This window comes from Spirosoma lituiforme, assembly GCF_054776635.1.
This window is the reverse complement of the sequence record NZ_BAAHBO010000007.1, coordinates 126,557-152,898: the sequence shown is the minus strand read 5'-3', so window position 1 is coordinate 152,898 and position 26,342 is coordinate 126,557. Positions and strand designations below refer to the sequence as shown.

Here is a 26,342-nt window from a genome sequence, read left to right as displayed (position 1 = left end):
ATTCTCAATTGACCTTAGTACGTTTCTTCGTTACAACGTTACCTAACAAACGAGTTGACTGATAAAATAAAGCGTACAGAAGAATCATCTGTATCCAGCCACGCAACAGAAATGCACCAATGCCTTCTACGCTCTCGATCGTGAGAAATCGAAAAATGTCGGTTAACACGAGTAGGCCGCACAGACTAAAGGTTATTGGTGCCGCGTTTGACGAAAGAAAACGGGTTGATTTTCTGATGGAAAATTTGTCGAACAGAATGAAAATTGGAATAAGGCCGATGCCCAGAATGGCTAAATACCACCAGCCAAACGCTGCCATACTTACACCCGAAAGATGACCCGTACGGAAGCCGCCAATAGCCCAGGCGTTACCGGTTACTTTGTAATGAAAATAATCACCGAACGAACCAGAGCTAACAAACGCTTTATCTACATTAAGCCCCAGCGTTTCTAAAAAAGGTAGCGGGAGTATTGAGAAGAAGTGATCAATGGTGTAGGCCAACATATCCGAGTCCGGATTACTGACTTTGGATGCCATTATTAGACTTAAGTCGTTGTATTTGAGGTTGGAGAACCGCGCCAGGAAGATGTTGTCCATGTAATACTCGTCCCAGAATCGATTCTCGGTAGCATCATTTCCCATCAATCGAAATAGCCGGATACCTTCTTTATCAAAAAAAGTAGTGAACGTACGTTCCAGAAGTTCCGTGTACGCAATGTTGTGTCGATCGTCCCGAACCATAACCATCGCGGTACTGATGTCGGCAACGGGTCCCGTAATAAACCAAAGACTTATCAGGCCAATAACTGTGTTTTTTAGCGTGAAAAAACGGGGTTTGAAATAGTCGATCAATAAGCCTAATCCATACGCAAAACTGATGGAGGTGAAACCGACAATAAACCCGGTTCGGTTATTACGGGCAATACTGACGATGAAAAGAAAAAGCGTAAATAAGATTAGCAATACGGTTGTTTTTTTTGTGAGTGTTTCCTTGCTTCCGTACAACTTTCCAACGGGGATAAAATAAGGCGCGTACGAGAACGGAATTAGTGCCTGAATAAATTTATCAGACGCTGCACCCGTTGGTGACCAGCCTACTGGGGTATAGATGTAACTGTAAAAAGTGGCACCAACACCCATCAGGCCCATTAGCCATAATTGAACGCTGGTTGGTGGATCGAAGAATCCGACTTTTTGCAAAAAAGAATTTGTTCTGTTGATTGTTTTTTTGAAGACTGTCTGATAAAAAATATGCGCTAAAACAATGACGAATAACGACGCCATTGAATGAAGAAATACATCATAGGGTCGCTCCAGATTAAAAACAATTGGTTTACCTTCAATGAGTGTGAAGAGGAGAGGAAAATAAAACTGAGTCGAGGCAAATCCCAGGACCAAAATCGTGGAGAGCGGATAGTTCAGTAAAACGCTCGAACGTAAAAAGACCTTTGTTATAATAGCCCAGGCAATGAGTACACACACGACGGCAACCCAGTTGGCCGTGGTCTGAAATAAAATGCATTGCAGGATGGAGGCTATAAGAAGCGTAATCCAGGACCACCGCACAACGACAAAAACAAACCTTTCAGTTGCTTTTGGAGCAAACTGGACCTGCTCCGGGCGAGTCATTGGTCGCGCATAGGTATCAGGTATAGTGGGTGTCATGCTGCTAGATGATTGAAGTCTGGATAATGAAGTATAGATAAATGAATAGATGTACAGACTCAGCCACTAATCGGACAATTGATCGACGGGCTGCATGTTTCGTACACCGGGCAAACTCATCAGGATTTTTCGAATCCGTTCTGCGGCAAACGAAGGGAGAATTTTCCAGTACCGCCAGAAATTCCAGGCAAACAGAACAACGGATACCAGGAGTATCATCCATTTCACGCGGGGAAATTGCGTCATAGCTCCCATTGCAACGGCAGCGATCCAAATTGACGTAGCCGCTATACCGAACGGCTGATTGGGCCATTTTAACTCATTTTCGTTCAGCCAGCGTTCAGCTACCGTCTTATAGCCAATGGCAGCGGCTATCTCGGCCAGCAGCAAGGCAACACCGGCGCCAAGTATGCCATGGCCGGGTACCAGTAAGAACAGACCGGCAATGACAATAATGGCCGCCAGCGCTGGAAGCACGACCTGGGGCTTGAGTAGATTGTTGCCAATCACAACCGCCATGGCGGGTTGCGCTACGGCATATACCAGGATCGCCAGCGACAGGGTGGCAAACAACAGGGGGTCGAAGGGAACCTGCCCGCGTGTCCAGATGGTGTAAAGGGGTTCAACAATGGCTTGTAAGACAACGATGGCGGGCGCGATCAATGCAACCACCATGATCCATATAATGCCGAATGACGCATCGACCCGATCCTGATCGCGCTGGTGTAAAAAACGGACCAGTTCGGGCATCAGTGGGTTGGTTATGGTACGAAGTCCCTGCAAAGCCACGTTGGCACCCGTGCGCATTGTCGAAAAAGCAACCAGCCCGGTAGCGCCCGCTAATGGTGCCAGAAAAAGTCGTATGCCTTGCTGTCTGACATTTTCGAGTAACACTTTGCCAAATATGGCTAGTGAACGGACAAAATTATACGACCCTAGTTTCCAAGATGGTCGACTAAAGTTGATCTCTTCTTTACGCGCTAAGAAAAACAGATCGATATAAATAGGGATATTAAAAAGAGTTATTGCACTCGCGGTTATTATTCCAGTCGTTAATAAATCGGCCCCGAAAATTACGGCCACAATCGGCGCAGCGGAATTCACGATAGCCGTAAGAAAATTCCACCAGAACATGTGTGGCGAATGACCATAAGGAGCCAGCGCTCTAAAAAATATGCCGGCTACGCCAAATACCGGCCAGGTAAAACTTTGACATAACAAAACGAGTCCAGCGTCGCGAATAAGACTACTATTCGTGCTGGTTGATTTATTGATCAGAAAAGACAAGGCATCTGTGTTAATTAGAATAATGATCAACATTACTTCTATCAGATTGATGAGAATATTTATGAAAATGCCTGACCATAAATAATTACTCAATTCATGATTATTTCCTTTACCAATACGCAGAAATTCATAGCCCAGAAATTCCTGATGACCAAAATCAACTATCGATAAAATACTGATCAAGGCATACGTTGATAACCAAACACCATATGTCACAACACTCCAATGGGTTAAATAAATTGGAACAAGTGCTATCTGCGACACCATAGTGACACCAATTTGTGCCCAGGATGCTGCACTGCCAGATAATACTCGTGATGCTGTAGACATAGGCGGATTGATCGGCTTTAAAAGGAAAACTTTCCTATTATATTTTAGTTGTTCTCAGTCACCAAGCGTTTTTATCTCCCTTCAATATTTCCGTTACTGTCCACCAGCAAATTTTTATGTCGAGTAGTAACGTGTGCTTCCTGATATAAAAGAGATCGTACTGTAATCGGTGATGAATTTTGACGAATTTATCGGTTAGACCACGTGAACCACGGACTTGAGCCAGACCTGTAATGCCAGGTAGAGCGGCATAACGATGATGGTATCCTTTCAAGACGCCCCAGTAATTTGCATCATGTTCTATCGCGTGTGGACGGGGCCCTACAATACTCATATTTCCCAGTAAAACATTCAGGAATTGCGGCATCTCGTCCAAGCTAGTTCTTCTTAAAAACTTACCTATTCGCGTTATACGGTGATCGTCTTTTGTCGCTTGCTTAAAAACAGCGTTAGGCTCGTGCGTCATTGTTCTGAATTTAAAGCAAAAAAAGGGCCTGCCATTACGTCCTGTCCGTAATTGAATAAATAAGATAGGCCCTCTCGATTCTAATTTTATGAGAAGTCCAACCAATGGAATTAGCCAGATTAAAATGGCTATTGTCATCAGACTGGCCAGAGATAGATCGAACAGACGTTTGTAAATATTGATATGTTTTTTTTCAATAAATAGCATATCATGTTCTACTTCTGGCGGAAAGGCTTTAACGTTGATAGAAGTCAACATAACGAATATGTTTTATTGATGAGCAAAGATGAGCACATGTCGGGCTACTTGTTTTACGCTACGGCTATCAGGACAACATCCACTTTTTTCTGCCCGTTTTGCCATATATATAATCCTCATTGTGGCGATTGCTGTATTGATACGCATCGCTGCCATCAACGGCATTCAGGATAATATTCAATCTTGGAAAGCGGTTATCCATGTGTAATTTCTCAATCATCCGTAAATGATTTTTTGGGGTTACGTTATGACGAACCATGAAGAACGTGGTGTCAATTAAAGGCGCAATGATGCGCGCATCCGAAACAAGTCCGACGGGTGGGGTATCGATAATTATGTAATCAAATCGATCACGGAGTTCCGTAATTAATTGCTCCAACCGTGGGCTGCTCAATAATTCAGAAGGGTTGCTGGGAATATTTCCGCTGGTGATGACGTAATAATTCGTGCTGCCAGGAACGGGTGTCAATACATCGTCAAGTGTGGATTCACCCTGCAAATAATCGCTGATGCCTACTGCATTTTTGAGTTCAAAAACCTTGTGGAGTTTGGGAGCCCTTAGATCCATATCCAGAATAACAGTTGGCTTATCTACATAAGCCAGGCTCATGCCCAGATTGACCGAAACAAACGACTTTCCTTCCCCGCTGATGCTCGATGTGAAGAGCAGAACCTGGCTTTCAGTAGCCTCATTCCGAAGGGAAGGGAGGCAGGCTCGTATTGTTCTAATCTGTTCAGCAATAACCGATTGCCCCTTTGGCGTAATCACTAATGAACCCTTTTGGCGCTTTTTTACCAGTTCACCGAGAATTGGCACCTGCGTAACTTCTTCAACATCGACCCGTCGGGTTACTCGGTTGTTCAGCGCATCGTTACTAGCCACGACAGCAATCGGCATAACCAGTCCTAAAAGGCCGAACAAGGCAAAAATGATGGACTTGTTTGGCCTCACCGGTTCGTCTTCGCTTAAGGCTGTATCGATGGTTCGGGTGTCAGCCATGGTTGAGGCAAAAGCCACAGCTGTTTCTTCGCGTTTTTGTAACAGATAAGTGTATAAACTATTCTTGATAGCCTGTTGTCGGGTGATGTCCATTAAAACGCGTTCCTTTTGTGGAATTGTCCGGATGGCGCCCTCTACTGACCCATTCTTGTCAACGTATTGCCGCTGCGTACTTTGCAGCATATTCTTCATCGTCAGGATTGTACTCGCCATATTATTTTTGGTTAGTTTAATCTGGCTGTCCACCGTTTCCAGGAGTGGATTTAATTCTGAGGTAGTGTGCAGAAGATGGTCCCGTTGCTGCTCAAGTTGGGTTAAATTATTGATGAGGCTCAGTAGAACAGGATCGCTTAACCCAACTACGGCGGGTGTATTACCTCTATTATCGCCTTTACCTTCTATGTATTTTTGCAGATCATTCAACGTGGCAAGCTGAATCTGTACCTGATTCATCAGCGCATCGTTTTGCTGTACTGTTTGCAAAAATGTTTGCGCTTGTGCGCTCAGATCGGTGATTCCCTGGTGTGATTTATACTGCTCTACATTTCGTTCGGCAGATGCCAGTTCGCCGGAGACGATATTGAGCCTATCTTCAATAAATTTCAATGTACTGGCCGCTACTTTATTCTTATCCATGATAGCGGCTTCGTTGTACTCGCGTATCAACTGATTTAAAATAGCTTCACCTTTCTCCGGCACGGCATCTTCGAGTGAGAGCAAGATAACCGTTGAACCTTTCCCTGTGGGAATAGCATGAAGATTAGTTAGGTAGTTTTTGACAGATGTTGCCCGTTTTGTTACCTGTATGGAATAGGTTGATGTACTATCGAGAGGTAGATTTTTTGTTGTTATTTTTAGTCGCCCGTACGGTGTTTCTACAAATTGATTTACTGGATATATCTGCTCATTTATTTTTACAGATTTATCACTCGGTAGTGTTATGTTTAGCGGTTTTTTATACAATTCTGGTTTTCTTGATTCGATCGTTAATTCTACTGGTGAATCGGTGTACAGTTCGTGTTTCCCAAATGCGTTATTCTGAAAATAACGTACATCCAAATGAAGTTTTTCCGCCACTCGGTTCATAAGCGTGAACGAGCGTAGAATTTCAATTTCATTTTCAACGACCTGTTTATGGGTAAATACACCTAATTCCTTTAGGGAGCTGGATTGTTCACTACCTTTTTGCTGGTCCTGGACAAGTAAGCTAGCTTGTATCTTATATATAGGCTGCTTATTTAACAAATAAACGTGGCCAATAGAAAGCATTACTATTATAGACAAGATAAACCAAGGCCATAATCTAAGATACCTTGATAGCATAGCTCTGATATTCAGGCCATCTGTCTCTACTAGTTGGTGCTGTGTGTATGTATACGTATTTGCTGACATAATCTGAACGGTTATTTTAACTATTTCGATACCAACAAAACATTGGTCTTCATTGCTAATCAGAAAAATAGTCTGGTGTATTACCTGGGGAGTTGTTTACTTTTTTATGGTCAACGTGCGTACAACTTCCCTGATCCCTGTGATGAAACCGTTCAAAAAATTTGATTAATTATCAATAATTGATACTTATTAATTGGAAATTAATCAATTAAATGAACTTGCTTATCATTGTTTTCGGTTTAGAATATAGTTAACTAAATATCGTCCATAAGCCAAAATTTGACTACTGACGATTGTGAATTATAGCTTTGTCAGACGATAGAGCGCACATTGTATCTGTTCGTATTTCACCGCAACTGGTATGCTCGATGGATAAATTACAAAGTGGTTCTAAATGAATAGTTGACCGATGATTTATTGAAATAACCTGATGAAGGTAAAGAGCTTTTAATAATGTTAAAAACTGTAAGTGTATGATATGAATTGGTTTAGTATTTCTAAGTTTCGATTCTTAACTTAGTTGATAATATATATTTTGCCTAAGTTTATTATTATCTGAAATGACAAAATAGTCACTTGTATTTTTTTAGGTGCTAGTATGAATATTCCTCATTATAGCCACTCAATAGATAACCTCGGGCTTTTTGCTGCCGTCCCCCTAAAAAGAAGATTGTTTAAAACGGAGTCATTGGCTCAATTATTTGTCTCTTAAGTAACATAGTTCTGTTAACTGTTTATTTATTAGTATAAAGAACGGGTAATTCTGTGGGTTACTAGCTGGTAACTAGCTATTTAGCTTCAGTTTTTGACTAGGGGATAAGTAGCTTTGATAAATGGATTGCCAGTCAGGAATTCAGATCGGTTACGCGGTTGTGACATGGAATGTTGCCTGGAAACGGAAATTGTGATCAATCGAAGCTTGTTTATCCTTTTGTTACCCATAAAACGGGCAAGAGCGGGACTGATGCTCAGACCGATTCCTCCTTTGCTTTCGCAAGTTTGTCCTTCAGGTATGCATAGTTTGTTCGTGATGTACGTATTTTGTGCCGAACCATGCTGCCCACCGATTACCCGTATGAGGAAAAATCCCTTCGTTCCTGGCCCCTGGACAATCATATTTTCGATTGTAATCGTCGTTTTTTTACTGATTGTCATCTGGCTGGTGGGATTGTTTTTTTAATGGGTTGATGGATTTTACGCAATCGGTGGAGCATGTCGTCGAAGAGACGGTACAGTTGGTTCAATGACAAGTGCAGCTCAATAAACGACTATAAGCAAAGAAGCCATGATCAGTGAGACCATGGCTTCTTTGCTTATTTACCAATTGTATCGTAAGCAATCGGATTCTTTTTGTTAGTGATTAGTGAGACATTGACCTAAGGCTTTTGTTCACTGGTTGCTGTGCTGCCGGTCGATGCTGCTAGCGAGTTGATCCAGGCGGCTATCTTGAGTGCATCCGCTTTTGGAACTTGTGGCATGGGCGGCATTTCAGTAGCATAGTCGGGCCAGTTCTTGGGCTTTGGATTATAGATCAGCTCCAGAATCTGGTCGTTTGTGTACTTGCGTTTGGCTACATCCGCGAACGCCGGTCCAACCTGCCGTTTGTTGGCCTGGTGGCAGGCCGAACAGGTATGGCGGTTCAGCAGACCCTTCACTTCATCGTAGGTTGGCGCTTTCGCCATCGTTACGGCCTGGCCTTCTGCCAATTTGGGTTTAGCCCCCGTAACCGGTTTCGTTCCGGCTTTGGCAGGTGTCGACTTTTTGCCTGTTTCGGTGGTTGCTGGTGCTGCCGGAGTAGCCGCCGAATTGCGGGTACTTACGTCGCTCATGGCCAGTTTTTCGCCTTCAGGGATGTTGTTCAGCGTATAGTAGGCAATGGGGTGAACCAGCGAATAGGAACCTTCGGCGCCCCGAACACCATCCAGCGTTAATTGGTGAATATAGTATTTCCGCAGGTCACCGACAATGATCCGGGCCTTGAGACCATCCGCCGAAACCTTCACACCTTTGAGGGGCAGTGCTTCTTTGTTGATTGTTGGGCTTCCGTACACCGCATGGTATTTGTATAGAAAGCTCTCGACTCGGTAAGACGCTAAATCCTCGGCCGATTTCCGATCAACGGGTTTTGTGAACTCGACTTCGAAACCATCGGGCATGGCTTTCACCGTGCGCATCTCGAAAGGAATCCCACCGTTCCAGCTTACCCGTTGCAAGCCTTCGTTGGCTTCCCCGGCTGACCCCCAGCCCCGGTTGGTTTCGCCGACAAACAGCGAACCATCTTTCGCGAAGGCCATCCGCAATACCCCCGACCGGAATCCATTCCGGAATTCGATGGCACCGCCCTGATACTCGCCATTCACTTTTTCCATGAACACCCGCGAGATCTTGCTCATACCCTGATCGCCAACCAGCAGTTGCCCCGCAAATGGGCCAAACGTACCCTGTGGAATTTCCACGATCTCGGAATTTGAGATACCCAGAATACCATGCGGCAGCCAAACGGCGGGCGTCTGCACGTCCACGTTAGGAAACATTTCTTTCAGGTTGAAAAACAGGTTCGGGGTCTCATTGACGACATTTTCGGGTTTGATGGCCCGACCGTTTTCATCCCGGCGCCGACGCTCGTCAATCTTGGACACGAACTGATCGGTTGTGAATTTAACGGGTGAATTGGCTAGGCCCGTCCAGCGCAAGCCAGCCGGGTGACCCGTGAAGGAGCCTTTCTTAACGTGGAAAACGCCCCCCGAGCCCATCCATTCGCCCTGGTTGTCGGTGTAGAAAAGTTCACCCTCGTAGATGCCCAGGCCACAGGGCGAACGCATACCAGTTGCCCAGGGTTGCATCGTCCCGTTTTCGCTGATTTTCATCGTCCATCCCCGCCACGGAACGCGACTTTCGCCCCGCCACCATTCTTCATCGCCGAAGGCCACATTGCCCGTTACGAAGAACTGGCCGTCGGGCGCAATTTTAGGGCCGAAGCTGTATTCGTGGTAATGACCCGACAAGGGCCAGGCGTAGACGGTTTCGAAGATATCGGCTTTCCCGTTTTTATCGGAGTCAACCATTTTGGTCAGTTCGCCACGTTGCGCGCAGTAAAAAGCGCCGTCTTTGTAGGTAAGTCCCAGGATTTCGTGCAGACCCGACGCAAACTTCCGGAAGAACGGTTTGCGGCTGGTTGGGTTCTCCACAATCCAGACGTCGCCCCGGCGAGTAGCTACCCCCAGGCTCCCGTCGGGCAGCGTGGTCATGCCGCCTACCTCGAGTAGTGTACCTTCGGGCGCTGTTACTTTCAGAATCTTGAAAAAATCTTCCTCCTTCGGCGATTCCTGGGCCGAAGCAGCCGTCAGGGTAGCGGCTGTTAGAAGCGTGGTTAGTATATGTTTCATTCTCTTTTAGAACAAGATTGAGTAGGTCACTTTTCCTTTCACCGGAACGATCAGCTCCTGGCGGCCGTTGGCATCCCGAATGGTTGGCTTGGCTCCCGATGCATCGTCTACGCGTACATATTCCTGGCCATCAACCAGGTACAGGCCACCTTCCACGGGTGTAATGCTTGAGCCGCTGATAAGCCGGGCGTATAGGTCGCCCGCCGGGTTAGTGATGGTCACCTCACGCTGAACGCCCTTTCCTTCGGGCAATACCCGAATTTTGTCGTTAATCGAGGAGCCGAAACTCTGGTAACGAAAGGTGGGCAGGTCATTTTCATCCAGCACGTATCCCTTCGGGCGATAGCTGGAGCCGGTTGTATCGGCAATCCAGTTCGCTTGTGGAGACGTCAGTCGACTCAGGAAAAGCACTGGCGCACCCAACCGTTGAACCATGCCCATTGGCCGCGATGACCCATCGCCCCGATCGTGCCACATGGGTGTAGCATCCAGAAACGAACCCCGCCAAACCTGGAGCAGAGCTCCTTTGTCCAGATCATACGTGTAATGCACCTGCTCGGGGCTACCAACGGAGATCGCATGAACCACACGGATTGGCCGGCCCTGGCGTTCCGCCGGGGTCGTATTCTTATCATCTGGCATGGATATGCCGGGCATATCCATAAAGCTACGGAGAACCGTGTTGCTGGGTGCATCGATCATAATTGGGTCAACTTCTTCGCCATTGCTGCCCGCTCCTTCGCTGATGACGAACTCACGCACACCAGGTCCGGCAACGGTCAGGCCGAGTGCCGGTTGTGCCCAATCCACGAATTTGGCGTAAAAGAGTTCGAAGGGCAGATCGCCTTTGGGAAGGGTTACTTTGCCGCTACCATTCCATCCGCCCGGCGTTATAACAGACTGCTTGTTGATCTTGAGCATACCACCGCCCCCTGGTACCCCAAGGTTGAAGCGATACTCGCCGGGTTCGGCGACGCGCAAGGTACCCGAGTACCGAATCAGAAACTCGTTTGGAATCCGGCTGACCGAGGCCGACAACACCTTCGTTGCCCCCTCTGATTCGGGAGCCGTTTTGTCGTAGTCCGGTTCTTTTTCGTATTTACCTTTATAAACAGCGTATTTAAGGTTAAGCAGTTCGGGGCGAGGTTTATCGTAGGCAATGTAGCGGATGTTGCGGAAAGCCACGGCGCCATGATCGCCCTGGAAGCGCAGTGGCCCCAGGGGTTTTTCATCGGCAAAGGCCGAGCCACGGGTGGGCCCCGTTAATTCAACATCTTCCTGAATGGGAACACCGTTTAACTCGATCCGGATGACGCGGCCATTTTCGGTTTTTGCCCCGCCGTTTCCGCTGAAACGAGGTGCCTGAAACGATATTTTCATGTGCTGCCACAAGCCCGGTGCGCGGCTGGCATTCTGACGGGCTGCGTGGCCTTCGTAGCCTTTCTGCCCTTCGGGGCGTTTATCGTCCCAGCGTTCATAAACGGCCCCATTATCATGCACGTTTGGCGTACGAATATCCCAGCTATCGCGTAACTGTATTTCGTAACGGCCCTGCAGATATACACCCGAATTGGATTTCGACGCCATCATGTAGTCGAATTCCAGATCCAGATCGCCGTGCTGAAGCGTAGTGACCAGGTCGTACTTGTAGGGATTTTTGGCATCGGTCGGCATTTTTGCCAGGGGCACGTTTACCAGAATTCCGGTACCTTTCTCGGTGGTAATGGTGTTGGGTTTGGCCAGATCAGCCCGAACCTGACCAACGATGCGCCAGTTGTCGGTAGGGGCTGTAAACGCGCTTAAATCATTGAGAGGAACGGCAATACCGGGCGCTGGGGCGGGTTGAGCAATGGCCAACCCAATACCAACAGCCCAGCCTACGCCCATCGACCAGAAAAAACGGGTCGTACGAATGGGGGTTATCATGAGATAGAAAATGGAGTTATGAGGACTGAAAGTTACATTTTTTCTTTGTAAAAGGCCGCAAATTGACATTTAACCTATCTTTGAGCGTTTTATCGTCGGAATTCTTTAACCCGAATCTTTTTCATGAAAAACCTAAGCGTATCGCTGGCCGTTTGCTTTAGCCTCGCCTTAATGAACCAGGCTTTTGCTCAACCTGAGCCAAACAAACAAACCCCACAGTCTACCGAAATCTGGGAGCCGGTACCACCCGTCGTGACGCCGGGTAATTTCTCGGCCAGTACAAGTGGTACGACACCCCCCTCTGACGCCGTCGTGCTTTTTGACGGTAAAAACACAGATCAGTGGGTTGCCATTAAAGGTTACTCGCCCGCTAACTGGGAAAAGACCAATGAGGGGCCGCTGAAATGGCCGGTAACCGATGGCGTGATGTACTCGACCAAAGGTTTCTCGGCCCGCTCGAAAAAGGAGTTTAACGATTTTCAGCTCCACATTGAGTTCAAAACACCCGAGAAGGTAGAGGGAAACAGCCAGGGTCGGGGAAACAGTGGTGTCTTTCTGCAGGGCCGTTATGAACTGCAGGTACTCGACAACTACAACAACCCAACCTACGTGGATGGTATGGTCGGTTCAATCTACAAACAGGCGATTCCGTTAGTAAACCCAAGTCGTAAACCCGGCGAATGGCAGTCCTACGATGTCATCTACCAGGCTCCCCGGTTCAACAAAGCTGGAATGATGCTTGATTACGCTTACGTAACCGTATTGTTAAACGGTATTCTGGTGCAAAACCACGCGGCCATTCGGGGTACAACGGAATACATTGGCTACCCGAAAGTACAGGCGCACGGCGCTGGCCCGATCCTGTTGCAGGACCACGGCAACCCAGTTGGTTTCCGGAATATCTGGGTTCGTGAGTTGTAATGACAACAAAGATGATTATGGATTGAACCACAAACGAAAGCCCCCGGTGAATGCCGGGGGCTTTTTGTCTACTCGTAGCCTGAATTCTTACTTTTTTTCAACCAGTACTTTGATGCGCCTTTTCGCTTTATTGATCGCCCTGCTTTTCGTCTCGATGGCCTGTTCCACAACCACTGTTTACATTGTTCGCCATGCCGAAAAACTAAACGAAACGGATACGAGCGACCTGACCCCGGCGGGGTATGCTCGGGCGGCTGTACTCGCCCAAACACTGGCCAATCGCGGAATCGACTCCATCTTCTCGACACCCTATCGCCGGACTCGCCAGACGGCTCAGGCACTGGCCAAGCGAATTGGCGTTCCGGTGACGGACTATCCGGCCAAGCCAGCCGAGGCCATTGTGAACCGGATCAATGCGACTCGCCGTAAGACTGTACTGGTGGTGGGCCATAGCAATACGATTCTGGAAATTGCCAGAGGACTTGGAGCCAAACCAGCCATGACCAAAATAGAATCGGGCGACTTCGATAACTTATTTCGGTTGCGTATTCATCAGGGGCCTTTTCGGCGTTCGGTTACCTTTTCGTCAAGTACTTATGGCCAGCCAACCGCTCCCTAGAATATGAGTCAGTTTACTCTTCGTAGTGTTTCCCGCAGTGTCAGTGTTAAGAAAATGACACCACTCCGATTAAATCGCTTATTTGACCTACTCATGCCCGTAGTCCGTGAAGACACGGACCACTTTATACTTACTTGGCCTGATCGGTGAAATCAACGACCGTAACATCCGCCAGCCAGGGGCCAACGATGCCGCCGAACGCTTTATGAGCTGGGTGGGGCAGATAGGCATCCCGGTCCTTCTCGTTGTCGAAGGTTAGAATGAACGCGTGGGTCAGACCTTTATCCAGCTTTTCGGGGCTGTTATTTGTGCCCCATTTGAATCCCTTGATCTGGCTGATCTTAGACGGGAGTGCTTCGAATGCCGCTACGATTTCGGTTACCTTTTCGGCCGTTGTTTCGGGCTTGAATTTAAATAATACGATGTGCTGAACAGAACTGCTTTTCATCTTCTTAACGGGTGGTTTGCCGGTTGGCGTATGGGCGTAAGCCGTGATCGTAAGCAACGAAAAAACGACGATTGAAAGAATGTACTTCATAAATTGATTAGGGGTTTAAGCCATAAAGATAAAAAAAATGCCGCCCGTAGTCGAGCGGCATTTTTTTTATCTTTATGGCTTAAGCTAATTTCGCTTGCAGGTTCTCGTCCAGTGCTTCGAGGAAGTCTTCCGTGTTCAGGTAATGTTCACCTGCCACCAACTTCGTACCAGCCGGGTAAGCCGACAGAGCCAGATCTTTCGTCATTTTACCGCTTTCAACGGTTTCGACGCAAACGGCTTCGAGGGCGTTAGCGAAATCAATGAGCGGCTGGTTGCCATCCAACTGACCACGGAAAGCCAGACCACGCGTCCAGGCGTAAATCGAAGCAATCGGGTTCGTAGACGTTTTGTTGCCCTTCTGGTACTCGCGGTAGTGACGTGTAACCGTACCGTGAGCCGCTTCGGCTTCCATCGTCTTACCATCGGGCGTAACCAGTACCGACGTCATCAGACCCAGTGAACCAAATCCCTGCGCAACGGTATCCGACTGAACGTCGCCGTCGTAGTTTTTACAGGCCCACACAAAATTACCTTCCCATTTCAGGGCCGAAGCAACCATGTCGTCGATCAGACGGTGTTCGTAATGAACCTTGCCGGCAAACTCAGTGTCGTAGATCTCCTGGAAAATATCCTTGAAACGACCGTCGTATTTTTTCAGAATCGTATTCTTGGTCGAGAGGTATAACGGCCAGTTTTTCTGCATAGCCATGTTGAAACAGGCTTTGGCAAAACCACGGATCGACTCGTCGAGGTTATACATTCCCATCGCCACACCAGCGCCGGGGAAGTTGAATACGTCATATTCCAGAACTGTACCGTCTTCGCCTTCAAATTTCATGGTCAGCTTACCCTTGCCCGGTACCAGGAAATCAGTTGCGCGGTACTGGTCACCGAAAGCATGCCGACCCACGATGATGGGATATTTCCAGTTGGTTACCAGACGGGGAACGTTGTTCATGACGATAGGCTCCCGGAAAACGGTACCATCCAGAATGTTGCGGATCGTGCCGTTTGGCGACTTCCACATCTGCTTCAGGTTGAACTCTTTAACGCGGTCTTCGTCGGGGGTGATGGTAGCACATTTGATACCGACACCGAATTCTTTAATCGCGTTGGCTGCATCAATCGTTACCTGATCGTTGGTTTCATCGCGATACTCGATACCCAGATCATAGTATTTAATGTCAACGTCAACGTAGGGCAGAATCAGTTTGTCTTTAATGAATTTCCAGATGATACGGGTCATTTCGTCGCCATCCAGTTCGACAACCGGATTTGCCACTTTAATTTTTTCCATTTGACTTGATTATAAACGATTGAAAACGATACGAAAACTTGACAGGGCCGCCTGCTTGGTGCAAAAGTAGTGAAAGCGGGGCAAGGGAGAAAATGAAAACAAAACAAGTCTATGTATGAATAACCAGCGGATTTTGGAATATTCAGCACTTGTTCAACGCACAGTGTCGGTAACATTTTAGCGCCTTCAGAAAGAACACTCTTACTATTTGCTCATTTATCCGGAATCAGGTTTTAATAAAATTTAGTACGTCTCGTGATTGGTTTTTCAGTACATTTATTGGCTAGTAAGATAACTACCTAAACAAAATTTGGCATTACTTATGAAAAACTGTACAAATCTACTAATAGCTTTTCTGCTGATGCCAGCCGTGCTCTTCGGCCAGGCAAAAAAGGGAGCCAAAGGCGGAGACAAACTAGAAAAACTCAAAGCAGAAGCGGTAGCCGCTGTTGAGGCCAATAAGGAACAGGCGCAGCAAATCAACGATATGCTGTTCAGTTTTGCCGAATTGGGCTTTCAGGAAGAGGAATCGTTTAAATACCTGACGACACTCCTCGAAAAAGAAGGATTTACCGTAAAGAAAGGCGTTGCCGGAATTCCGACGGCCTGGATCGCCACCTGGGGATCGGGGAAGCCACTGATTGCGATTGGCTCCGATATCGACTGTATTCCGAAAGCCAGCCAGAAACCCGGTGTCGCCTACAAAGACCCGATTGTGGAAGGGGCTCCCGGTCATGGTGAAGGGCATAATTCAGGGCAGGCGCTCAACATTGTGGCCGTGCTGGCGGTAAAAAAACTGATGGAACGGGAAAAAATTCCCGGTACGCTCATGCTTTGGCCAGGCGTTGCCGAAGAACTCGTCGGTACCAAAGCGTTTTACATTCGGGATGGCTATTTCAAGGATGTGGATGCCTGCATTTTCACGCACGTCGGCAATAATCTCGGCGTCTCTTGGGGCGATAATGGCTATAATGGGTTGGTTTCGGTTCGATTCAATTTTGAAGGACAGGCGGCTCACGCAGCGGGTGCTCCCTGGCGGGGTCGTTCGGCGCTGGACGCGGTCGAACTGATGAATATTGGCTGGAACTTCCGGCGCGAACACCTCGAACTGACCCAGCGATCCCACTACGTTATCTCCGATGGGGGCGATCAACCTAATGTGGTTCCTTCCAAAGCCGCTGTTTGGTATTACTTCCGCGAGCGTACCTATCCGAAAATCAAGAAGCTTTTCGAAACCGGAGTGAAAATAGCCGAAGGGGCCGCCCTGATGACCGATACGAAATTTACGTACGAGATTCTGGGGTCGGCGTGGCCCGTGCACACCAACCGTCCAATTGCTTCGGTCATGTACGATAACATCAAAAAAGTGGGCTTGCCTACCTGGACCGACGATGATCAACTGTTAGCGCGTGCTTCTCAACTGGAGTTACAGGCACCCAAAGTGGAAGGGCTGGCGGTCAAGCTGGATTCGATGGGAATGCCCACGTCAACCGCCCCCGTTGTGATGATGGGAGGCCAGGCGATGACACCAATGGGGGGTGGCTCGGATGATATAGCCGATATCTCGTGGTCACTGCCGACAATCGTGCTGCGCTACCCCAGCAATATTCCGGGTTTACCTGGTCACCACTGGGCCAACGCTATTTCCATGGCAACCCCCATTGCACACAAAGGTATTGTGGCAGGAGCCAAAGCGGAGGCTATGACCCTATTGGATATGCTGCTGAAACCGGAAATTATTAAAGAGGCCTGGGCGTACTATAAAGATGAACAGACTAAAGACATCAAGTATGAATCGTTGATTACGTCGAAAGAGCAACCGGCTATTTATCTGAATAAAAAGATCATGACCGAGTTTAAGCCCAAGCTGGAGAAGTTCTATTACGATCCGAGCAAGTACAAAACGTATCTGGAGCAGTTGGGAATCAAGTATCCGACGGTTCGCGACGATCAGCGGGAAGCGGTAAAAAAAGAAGTGGAGAAAGCTGCGGCTAAAGTTTCATCGTCGCGGTAGTTGGCGAGATCAGAATAACGGAAACGGGGCCTTTACTCAATGGGAGTGAGGCCCCGTTTCCGTTTTGTGGTCCGTGAGGACACGGACCCTAAAGCTGCCTTATCTTACCAGCTACCAGAAAAATAGCTGGGTCTTTATTTGAACACCACTTTTGCGACTACCGGTTGGTGGTCGGAGGGGTAGCGTTGCTCTTTGGCATCAGTCAGGACACCGTATTTTAGTACATCGAACTGCTTACTCACAAAAATATAGTCGATTCGGTCTTTCAGGGGCGCATCGAATTTAAAACTGTTGAATGTGCCTTCCGGCCCGTATGGAGCCAGCTTGGTTACGCTGCGCGAGTCGCTGAGCAAGGTCTGAATGGTTTTGATCTGCTCCGTTTCGGGCGTCGAATTAAAATCACCGACGAGAATAACGGGCGTATTTTTGGCGATTTCCCTGATCTTTTCCACCATCAACTTCCCCGATTGCCGACGGGCTTCAACGCCCTGATGATCGAAGTGAACGCTGAAAAAATAAACGTCTTTCTTTGTTTTCAAATCATTGAATTTTGCCCACGAACAAATACGGTTGCAGCAGGTTGCATCCCATCCCTTTCCGGGTTTATCGGGCGTTTCGCTCAGCCAGAAGTTACCGGACTGAAGGACTTTAAACCGATCTTTTTTGTAGAAAATCGCTGAGTGTTCGCCGGCTTCCTTTCCATCGTCACGACCCGCACCTATAAAGGCAAATTCAGGTAACTCCGCAACGTCATTTACTTGGTCGCGCAGGGCTTCCTGCGTGCCAAACAGATCGAATTCGTGAAACTGAATCAAGGCTTTCACGCTTTCTTTCCGATTCGGCCAGGCGTTGATACCGTCGCCTTTGTTGTTGTAGCGTAGGTTGTAGGTAGCAACGGTAATTGGCGTATCTTTTTGAGCAAAGGTCGTCATGGGTGTTAGTGAACTGCCAAGCAGGAGCAGGAGTAAAAGGCGCATTGTAGTTGAGTTTAAACGAGCGTGTTGGTTTGTGGGTGTAGCGCATTAAGTAGTTCTGGCTGTAACGCATGCTACCGTTTATAAACCGTAAACTAGCGGATTTCTACCAGCCGGGGTTCTGATTTAGTATTGGAATTTGGTCCCGACTGCTCCCGGAAATAGTCTATAAACACAAATACCCGACAGTCAGGGTTGACGATCGGGCATTCGCGTAGGTGAGGGTAGAAAATATTACTTAGTCGTATTTGTGTGCGCGTGTCGTATTTCGCGCGCCATGTTCATGAGCCGTTTCCAGCACCGACCAATCGCTTTCTTATCGTCTGTCTTCTGTTCTTTTACGGCGGCCGTTGTGACGGCCGGTTCGGCTTTTGCGGATGAATTTCTAGCCAGAACGGGCGACTTGTCCAGGAGGGCTGGCCGGGTCTGCGCACGTGTAACAGGTGCTGGTGCCACAGTGCCTGACATTGTAGAGGCATTCCGTGCTGGCATGGCATCCGTTTCTGATGAGACCAGCGGATAGGTTAGCAGCAAGGCAATGGCGAAATAACCCGTAGCTGCCTTTCTTAAATTGATTCTCATAAAGAAATTGGTTTTATAATCCCTACTGGTGAACATCCGTGATGACCGCAAACAGAAATGCCTTCATTACAAATGTACGTAATAGTATTATTGCTTCATATAGTTGTATTAAGTAATTGTAAAATAATTGATCTATAGTCAGACTGTACAAACACAGTGCCAACTTTTTTTTGCCAGACTACTAATTTTGCCGATTATTATATGGCTGGCAAGAAAAGTTCTTATTCATTGGGGGGCAGATAGGAATATATTCGCAATTCCCGTCAAACGAGTAACGAGCAAATACGCGAGAATAACGTACAAGCTTATCTTAGTAGTATATCACTGCAAAAACGCCCGCCAGAAACTGTTATCTTTGTGTCATTGTTTGTGATAGACTATGTTCGAGAACCTTCAGGATAAATTAAATAAGGCCATCAAGACCCTGAAAGGGCAGGGCCGTATTACCGAAATCAACGTTGCCGCGACGATCAAAGAAGTACGTCGTGCGCTAACGGATGCCGACGTTAACTACAAAGTAGCGAAGGAAATCACGGATCGCATTCGTGATAAAGCACTTGATCGGAAAGTGCTCATATCGGTTGAACCCGGCCAGCTGTTTGTCAAGATCGTGCAGGAAGAACTGACCGAACTGATGGGGGGCGAAGCGCAGAGCATCAATACCAAAGGCGATCCGGCAATTATTCTGATTGCGGGTTTGCAGGGGTCGGGTAAAACGACCTTCTCGGGTAAGCTGGCATCGTATCTGAAAAAACAGGGCCGGGGCGTGCAGCTCATAGCCGCCGATATTTACCGCCCGGCCGCTATTGATCAGTTGAAAGTACTGGGTGAACAGGTCGGTGTCGACGTGTATGCGGAACCCGAAAACAAAAATGCCGTCGAGATTGCTCAGAATGGTATTGCGTTAGCCCGGAAGGCCGGAAAGAAAATCGTCATTGTGGATACGGCCGGTCGGTTAGCCGTCGACGAAGCCATGATGCAGGAAATTGAAGCGCTCAAGCGGGCGATCTCACCCTCCGAGACGCTGTTTGTCGTGGATTCCATGACCGGACAGGACGCCGTTAATACCGCCAAAACGTTTAATGAGCGGCTTAATTTTGACGGGGTTGTCTTAACCAAACTCGACGGTGACGCACGGGGCGGGGCGGCCTTGTCTATCAAAACGGTTGTTAACAAGCCCATCAAATTTATCAGTACGGGCGAAAAAATGGAAGCCCTTGATGTGTTCTATCCAGATCGGATGGCTAGCCGGATTCTGGGGATGGGTGACGTGATTTCGCTGGTGGAACGGGCACAACAGGCATTTGACGAAGACGAAGCCAAGCGTATTAATGCCAAAATGCGCAAGAATCAATTCGACTTCGATGATTTCCTGTCGCAGTTGCAACAGATCAAAAAGATGGGTAACGTCAAAGACCTGCTGGGTATGATTCCGGGCATGGGCAAAATGATAAAGGACCTGGATATTGACAATGACTCGTTTAAACCGATCGAGGCTATTATCAGTTCGATGACGCCGAAAGAACGCAGCCGTCCGGATATTATTGATGGAAGCCGTAAGAAACGTATTGCGGCCGGTAGCGGCACGAACATCACTCAGGTGAACAATCTGCTGAAGCAGTTCGATGAGATGCGGAAGATGATGAAGAAAATGAACACCATGCAGGCATCGGGTAAGATGAACAAGATGATGCGATAGTTTCTTTGGGTAGTGGTTGACTGACCGCACCAGCGCCGGTTGCTTTTGCCGGTCCGGTCAGTCAACCACAAACCGTAAATGACAAACCAAATAAATCAACGCAGTGTCAAATAGTACTGCCGACGTACGGGGTCGAATCGTTCGATGGCGTAGCGAAGGGCCGTACGGGGCATCCGACTGACGTTATCGTGCAGAAACTCCTCTAACGCGTCTGCATTGCGCTTCCCTACCTCTCGAAGCATCCAGCCAACCGCTTTGTGAATGAGATCGTGTTTATGCGACAGGAGTTGTTCGGCAATGGCAAAGGTGTCGCTAAACTGCCCGACCCGAATAAGTGATAGTGTAGAAACGATCGCTAGTCGCTGGCTCCACAAATTATCTTCACTCGCCAGTTCGTAAAGAATAGACCGATCGTTTGTTTGTGCGTGTCTACCGAGAATATGGGGACACGTAGCATCCACCAGATCCCAATTATTGATATAACGTCGATTGGCCAGATAGCGCTCCTGAATGATCAACCGATGAGCGGGAGAGGCTTTACTGTATTGCGTCACCCAGATGAGCAGTCCGACCATTCTGCATTCGTGGATCGGATCCTGTACCAGTTTCTCTACTTCTGACAATGACAACGTTGCGTGTTGCCGGACAATTACCCGTTGTTGTGGAACAGTAATGCCTAAAAATTGATCGCCTTCGCCGTATTGACCCGGCTCCGTTTTAAAAAAGCGAGTCAATACAAGGGCCCGCTCTGGTTGGGCCAGACTAACTAAGGTATCTTTAACGTCGGCACACGTCGATTTCATAAGGGCAAAATAAAAGGCAGAGATGGTTGAATCCCTGCCCAATACTGGAACGCATCTACGCCCGATCAATCATTTAATTTCGAACGCACGAACTCCTGTTCTGACAGCATTGGCAGCGAATAAAGCATTGTTTTATTCCGCTCGAAAGTAGGTCGGTCAAGGTCGGCGGCCAGATATTGCCCTTTCGCAAAGGCATCAACCATCCGCTTGATCAGGTCAGCATCGCTGGGGCGCTCTTCATCGTCGAGCATCAGCACATCAGCATCATCCTGGTAAGGGCGAATGATACCGGGTGTTTCCGGGCGAATTATAGTTGTACCATTATAGCTGGTTGGGGTTTGCTTGTCATCTGACTTGACACTCAATCCCTGGGGATTCGGATCAATTTCGTCGCCATCGCTGTCAACCAGTACTAATTCTTCCTTCCGGTCATCCTGATCCAGACTGTCTTCGGGTAAATCAATCAGTATAGCCTCTGGCTCAACAGGCGCTTCTGACAGGGTTGTATCCTTCAACTGGTCCATCAAGGTCGTTGTGCCGTCAAAGCCCGCGGCAATGATGGTTACGCGCAGATTTTCGCCAAGCTCATCGTCCGTTATAGCACCGAACTTGAACATTTTGGCTTCACTCTGAATTTTCTTCGCAACGTGCTCCGAAATAGCCATCTGTTCTTTCAACCGCATGGCATGTTCCTTACTCGAAGAGATGGTAAGCAAAATACGTTTGGCTCCCCGAATATCATGGTCGTTGAGCAACGGTGAATTCAGAGCGGCTTCAATAGCGCGCAGTGCGCGGTCTTCGCCCCCTACTACAGCCGACCCCATGACCGATTGGCCGGCCTGTTCGAGTACTTTCTTAACGTCGGCAAAGTCAGCGTTAATATCGCCCTGGGTGGTGATAATCTCCGCAATGCTTTTTACCGCGTTCGCTAGTACGTCATCGGCATGAGCGTAGGCTTCCGTCCAGGTCAATTCGCTATACAGCTCAGCGAGTTTATCGTTCAGTACAACGAGAACGGTATCGCAACTTTTCTTAAGTTTCTCGATACCCTCACGCGCCTGCTCTTTTTTATCGGTTCCTTCGTACCAGTATGGAGCCGTAACAACCGCCACGGTCAGTAAGCCCATTTCGCGGGCAACTTCGGCGACCACCGGCGCGGCACCCGTACCTGTACCACCCCCCATACCCGCCGTAATGAACACCATTTTGGTCGGAGGAGCCAGTAAGTTTCGGATTTCATCGATACTAGCCCGAGCCGCGTCTTCACCCGCCTTTGCTTCGGTACCTGCCCCTAATCCATCGCCCAATTGCAGCTTGGTCGGCACAGGATTACTCATAAGGGCCTGACGGTCAGTATTGCACACCGCAAAACTCACATCCTGCATTTTTAACTTGTGCATGTGCTTGACGGCATTGCCGCCCATGCCGCCCACGCCAACAACCTTAATAATAATTGGGTTGTCGTCTGGAAGTTCGAATCTATAGCCCTGACTATTCATCGTGTGGGTATATGGTGTCTGTTCGTTGTAAAAACTGCCTGCTTGCCTTTGCTCCGGCTCAGGCCGGTTTGAGTCCATCATCAATACGTATCGGTTTCGTTACCCCGCGTCGGTTGAAGTGCTTCTTTAAGTTTTTCAAACCAACTTTTCTTCGGTTCGGGTTCGGGTGCCTTAACGCTGGCTGGTGGTTTTTGGGTGCTCCCCCCCGTTGGGTAAATAGGTCGGACGGGGCCAGCAGGTTGTTCGTCTTCTTTGTAACTCCGGTTTGGATCGCTGATAAACGAGATTCGATTATCAATCGTTTTGTAACCTGCCCAGACAAGACCGACGGCCGTGGCATATGCTGGATCACCAACTAAATCGGCACGGCCATTGGGTTCGAGATGCTCCGGATACCCTACCCGAACTTCTTCGACACCCGTTACCCGGCCAAAAATATGTTCAACACCCGGAATCAGGGCCGATCCGCCCGTCAGTACGATACCGCCCAGAAGCTTGCCATCATAGCCCGACCGAATAATTTCGGCCTGAACCAAAGCGGCAATTTCACGAAGCCGATCTTCAATAATGACCGCTACATTTTTGAGCAGTACATCCTTTGGCTTGCGATTGCTGAGTCCCGGTACGGCAACAACTTCGTTGAGGTTGTATTCATTGGGGTTAGCACTGCCAAATTTCCGCTTGAGCAATTCAGCCTGGTTAGGAAGAATTTTACAACCTGCCTGAATATCAGACGTTAGGCTGTTACCAGCCCAAGGGAGTACAGCCACATGGCGTAAAACATTTCGGTAATAAATCGCCATTTCGGTTGTGCCGCCACCAATATCGACCAGAGCAACGCCAGCATATTTCTCTTCGTCGGTCAGTACCGCTAGACCCGATGCCAGTGCCGACAGCATCATGGTATCCTGAGCCAGGTTGTTGCGAAGAATGCACTTACGAATGTTACGGGCAGCGTTGGCTTGCGCTGTGATGAGCTGAAAATCAGCCCCTAGCTTAACGCCATTGCGTCCCACTGGCTGGTTGACGCTGGTTTCGTTATCGACCACAAAATCCATTGGCAAAACATGGATAATTTCCTTGTCTGCCGGAATGGATGTACGGTACATGTCATTAAGCAGATGGTCAATGTCTTCGATCTGCACCTCATCGCCCGAGGATGATCGAGTAATACTACCGCTTGATTTAACCGATGTTACGTGCGAACCGCTAAAGCTTACGTTTACCAGATGAATGTTCAGATTCGACTGGTTGGACGCATCAGCAACGGCTCGTTTGATCGCATTTACCGTGTTGTTGACATTGACGACAGAGCCTTTTGCTACGCCATCGGTCAAGTTCGTTTCGCCCACGCCCAGTACCTCGAGCGTTTCCTGTTCTTTATTGTTCCGAATCAATCGACCGGCAACCGCACAAACTTTCGTGCTGCCGATGTCCAGACCCACTACTATCTTCTCGTCCATGCCCGTTGGTATCATTCGCACACAATTTGATTTCGATACTGAACGCTTACCCTGCTGTAGTGGTCCCAACCTTTGGCCGGTAGAACGTCCGTATAAACTAGTTTCAGTTTCTTAAGTTTCTCGTCTATTTCTGTCGGTGGCCCAAATTCGATGGTATGGTTGCCCATTTGAGGCCACATTTTTATGTCGCCCCGCTCATCGACTGATAACTCGGTAATCTGTGCCCGCCAAAAGGGATCATCATGAACCCGTTTTAGTAAATTCAATAGCGGCTGATTTCGCTCGTTGGTTAGTGAACGGTTCTGGGCAAAATAGCTGCCAGTCAAAATTGGTACGCGAGCCGAGTAATTCATGGAAATCGGGAAAAAACGTCCTTCTTCACTTACATACTGACCTGACACATTCCGAATTCCATCTCCCGGGGGCATTAATCGTGCCAACGGGCGGGGTTGTTCAATAACGACGAGTAGGCTACCAGCCAAGTCACGAAAAATTTGACATTTTTTTATCAAACCATGCTTTTGTAACCTAATTTCTAGTTTGTGTAAATCGATTTTTTCGTAATTTTCGCCGATGATTGGGTCAGATCCCTGATTGGTCAAATAACCCATTACATCCCGACGTGTTAGAAAACGATGTCCATCAACCTGATCCAATTTTATAACTACTTCACGGACATGCTTTTGACTGTGTCGGATTTCGGTAAATGCGATAATTCCGAACAGGCATAGAACGCTTGCGGCCGTGAGTAACCACTTTTTGGATGATTTAAAGGTAGAAAACATCTGTAAATAAGCTGGATTGTTTTTGGGATATATTTATCTATTGGTCTACAAGCATGTTTTTTAACGGCGTCAACATCTGATCAATGTCTCCCGCGCCAATGGTTACAAGTAAGGTAGGTTTTATTGTTCGCAGAACGTCGGGTAATTCAGCTTTGGTGCATTTTTTCTTTGTTTTCGAGTGTATGTCTCGAAAAATCAGGTCTGAGGTAACTCCTTCTATGGGTAATTCGCGGGCCGGATAAATATCCAGCAGAATAACGTGATCAGCCAACGATAAACTTTCCGCAAAACCTTCGGCAAAATCCCGAGTACGACTAAATAAGTGGGGTTGAAAAATAGCCGTTACTTCCCGATCCGGATAAAGCGCTTTTACCGACGACAGAAATGCCTGTACTTCAGCCGGATGGTGTGCGTAATCATCGATAAAGACAATAGAATCGGTTTTTAGAATGTATTCAAAACGGCGACGAACGCCCCGATAACTGTTCAGCGCCCGCTGGATCGCTTCCGGCGATACGCCTACTTCAAGGGCAACTGCGCCGGCTGCCACTGCGTTTTCAACATTATGGAAACCCGGAACGCTCAGCTGAATGTCGGTAATGACACCGGTTGGGTAAACAAGGTCAAAAATGAAGGTAGCCTGTTCAATGCGTAGGTTTTGGCTATAGTAATTTCCTTTTTCCAGTGAATAGGGCCGAACTGTTGCTTTGGTTTTGTCGGCAAGAGCCAAACCATCCTTCATAAACAGCACGCCCTCGGGCTCAATCTGACTAACAAATTTGCCAAACGAATCGAGCACGGCATCGTGGGCACCGTAAATATCCAGATGATCGGCATCTGTGGAGGTAACAATGGCGTAGGTCGGGAACAGGGTCAGGAACGAACGGTCGAACTCATCGGCTTCAACTACGCACACTACGGACTTCAGGTCGTCGGCGGGCTGATTAAGCAAAAAATTTGTCCCGTAATTATTGGTGATACCGCCCAGAAAAGCAGCACAGTTTACCCCGGCATCGCGTAGAATGTGGGCCACCATTGACGATGTAGTCGTTTTGCCATGTGTACCAGCAACCCCGATCGTGGTCATCTGGCCCGCCAGCAGACCCAGCACCTGCGAACGTTTCTGTAGAGTGAATCCCTGTTCTGTGAGGTATATGTATTCCGAATGCGTTTTGGGAACGGCGGGCGTATAAATGACCAGTGTTTCAGTTGGATTTTCGCGAAACCGGGCTGGAATCTGCTCAACATCATCCGTAAAGTGAATGACCATGCCTTCGGCCTGAAGCACCTCGGTCAGGGCGGTAGGTGTTTTGTCATAACCGGCTACATCATAGCCATTCACGCGGAACCAGCGGGCCAGCGCGCTCATCCCAATTCCGCCGATTCCCAGAAAATAAATGTAGTTGAATTGGTCTAATCTCATGATTGTCTGGGCCA

Annotated in this window: 19 protein-coding genes; 4 read left to right on the top strand and 15 right to left on the bottom strand. The window is 48.0% G+C overall.

The window, feature by feature from the left end:
• Positions 1 to 4: 4 nt before the first annotated feature.
• From ACYU87_RS21525 to ACYU87_RS21500, 6 genes are all read right to left on the bottom strand, one after another.
• Positions 5 to 1,666, bottom strand: coding sequence for a hypothetical protein (locus ACYU87_RS21525; protein ID WP_461136165.1), 1,662 nt, complete (start codon positions 1,664 to 1,666; stop codon positions 5 to 7).
• A gap of 66 nt (positions 1,667 to 1,732) precedes the next feature.
• Complete coding sequence (locus ACYU87_RS21520; protein WP_461136339.1) at positions 1,733 to 3,169, bottom strand: lipopolysaccharide biosynthesis protein; 1,437 nt, start codon at positions 3,167 to 3,169, stop codon at positions 1,733 to 1,735.
• Between the two features lie 172 nt (positions 3,170 to 3,341).
• Positions 3,342 to 4,007, bottom strand: coding sequence for a sugar transferase (locus ACYU87_RS21515; RefSeq protein WP_461136164.1), 666 nt, complete (start codon positions 4,005 to 4,007; stop codon positions 3,342 to 3,344).
• A gap of 67 nt (positions 4,008 to 4,074) precedes the next feature.
• Positions 4,075 to 6,399 (bottom strand): GumC family protein, encoded by a 2,325-nt coding sequence (locus ACYU87_RS21510; RefSeq protein ID WP_461136163.1) that lies wholly within the window; start codon positions 6,397 to 6,399, stop codon positions 4,075 to 4,077.
• A gap of 1,376 nt (positions 6,400 to 7,775) precedes the next feature.
• Complete coding sequence (locus tag ACYU87_RS21505) at positions 7,776 to 9,785, bottom strand: c-type cytochrome (RefSeq protein WP_461136162.1); 2,010 nt, start codon at positions 9,783 to 9,785, stop codon at positions 7,776 to 7,778.
• A 6-nt stretch (positions 9,786 to 9,791) separates the two neighbouring features.
• Positions 9,792 to 11,711 (bottom strand): family 16 glycoside hydrolase, encoded by a 1,920-nt coding sequence (locus tag ACYU87_RS21500; protein WP_461136161.1) that lies wholly within the window; start codon positions 11,709 to 11,711, stop codon positions 9,792 to 9,794.
• Positions 11,712 to 11,834: 123 nt separating this feature from the next.
• On the opposite strand from ACYU87_RS21500, the gene ACYU87_RS21495 reads away from it, so the two are divergent.
• Both ACYU87_RS21495 and ACYU87_RS21490 read left to right on the top strand, forming a co-directional pair.
• Entirely contained in the window at positions 11,835 to 12,632 is a 798-nt protein-coding gene (locus ACYU87_RS21495) for a 3-keto-disaccharide hydrolase (RefSeq protein WP_461136160.1), read from the top strand.
• 112 nt (positions 12,633 to 12,744) lie between these two features.
• Positions 12,745 to 13,251, top strand: coding sequence for a SixA phosphatase family protein (locus tag ACYU87_RS21490; protein ID WP_461136159.1), 507 nt, complete (start codon positions 12,745 to 12,747; stop codon positions 13,249 to 13,251).
• A gap of 130 nt (positions 13,252 to 13,381) precedes the next feature.
• On the opposite strand, the gene ACYU87_RS21485 is transcribed toward ACYU87_RS21490, so the two are convergent.
• Together ACYU87_RS21485 and ACYU87_RS21480 are read right to left on the bottom strand one after the other, a co-directional pair.
• Entirely contained in the window at positions 13,382 to 13,789 is a 408-nt protein-coding gene (locus tag ACYU87_RS21485) for a Dabb family protein (RefSeq protein WP_461136158.1), read from the bottom strand.
• Positions 13,790 to 13,868: 79 nt separating this feature from the next.
• A complete protein-coding gene (locus ACYU87_RS21480) occupies positions 13,869 to 15,086 on the bottom strand; it encodes an NADP-dependent isocitrate dehydrogenase (RefSeq protein ID WP_461136157.1) in 1,218 nt (405 codons plus the stop codon).
• A 322-nt stretch (positions 15,087 to 15,408) separates the two neighbouring features.
• On the opposite strand from ACYU87_RS21480, the gene ACYU87_RS21475 reads away from it, so the two are divergent.
• Positions 15,409 to 17,100 (top strand): amidohydrolase, encoded by a 1,692-nt coding sequence (locus tag ACYU87_RS21475; protein WP_461136156.1) that lies wholly within the window; start codon positions 15,409 to 15,411, stop codon positions 17,098 to 17,100.
• A gap of 134 nt (positions 17,101 to 17,234) precedes the next feature.
• Here ACYU87_RS21475 and ACYU87_RS21470 read toward each other — a convergent pair whose 3' ends face one another.
• Entirely contained in the window at positions 17,235 to 18,077 is an 843-nt protein-coding gene (locus tag ACYU87_RS21470) for an endonuclease/exonuclease/phosphatase family protein (RefSeq protein ID WP_461136155.1), read from the bottom strand.
• 231 nt (positions 18,078 to 18,308) lie between these two features.
• Positions 18,309 to 18,656, bottom strand: a complete 348-nt coding sequence (locus ACYU87_RS21465; protein WP_461136154.1) for a hypothetical protein — start codon at positions 18,654 to 18,656, stop codon at positions 18,309 to 18,311.
• A 379-nt stretch (positions 18,657 to 19,035) separates the two neighbouring features.
• Here ACYU87_RS21465 and ffh point away from each other — a divergent pair, with 379 nt between their 5' ends.
• A complete protein-coding gene (gene ffh / locus ACYU87_RS21460) occupies positions 19,036 to 20,355 on the top strand; it encodes a signal recognition particle protein (protein WP_461136153.1) in 1,320 nt (439 codons plus the stop codon).
• A 95-nt stretch (positions 20,356 to 20,450) separates the two neighbouring features.
• On the opposite strand, the gene ACYU87_RS21455 is transcribed toward ffh, so the two are convergent.
• The 5 genes from ACYU87_RS21455 to murC form a co-directional block, all read right to left on the bottom strand.
• Positions 20,451 to 21,158, bottom strand: coding sequence for a DNA alkylation repair protein (locus tag ACYU87_RS21455; RefSeq protein ID WP_461136152.1), 708 nt, complete (start codon positions 21,156 to 21,158; stop codon positions 20,451 to 20,453).
• Positions 21,159 to 21,223: 65 nt separating this feature from the next.
• On the bottom strand, positions 21,224 to 22,657 hold the full coding sequence (gene ftsZ / locus ACYU87_RS21450) for a cell division protein FtsZ (RefSeq protein ID WP_461136335.1): 1,434 nt from the start codon (positions 22,655 to 22,657) through the stop codon (positions 21,224 to 21,226).
• A gap of 80 nt (positions 22,658 to 22,737) precedes the next feature.
• Positions 22,738 to 24,120, bottom strand: a complete 1,383-nt coding sequence (ftsA, locus tag ACYU87_RS21445) for a cell division protein FtsA (protein WP_461136151.1) — start codon at positions 24,118 to 24,120, stop codon at positions 22,738 to 22,740.
• 11 nt (positions 24,121 to 24,131) lie between these two features.
• Positions 24,132 to 24,905 carry a cell division protein FtsQ/DivIB gene (locus ACYU87_RS21440; RefSeq protein WP_461136150.1) on the bottom strand — a complete coding sequence of 258 codons (774 nt, stop codon included), beginning with the start codon at positions 24,903 to 24,905 and terminating at the stop codon, positions 24,132 to 24,134.
• Between the two features lie 37 nt (positions 24,906 to 24,942).
• Complete coding sequence (murC, locus tag ACYU87_RS21435; RefSeq protein ID WP_461136149.1) at positions 24,943 to 26,328, bottom strand: UDP-N-acetylmuramate--L-alanine ligase; 1,386 nt, start codon at positions 26,326 to 26,328, stop codon at positions 24,943 to 24,945.
• Between the last annotated feature and the right edge of the window lie 14 nt (positions 26,329 to 26,342).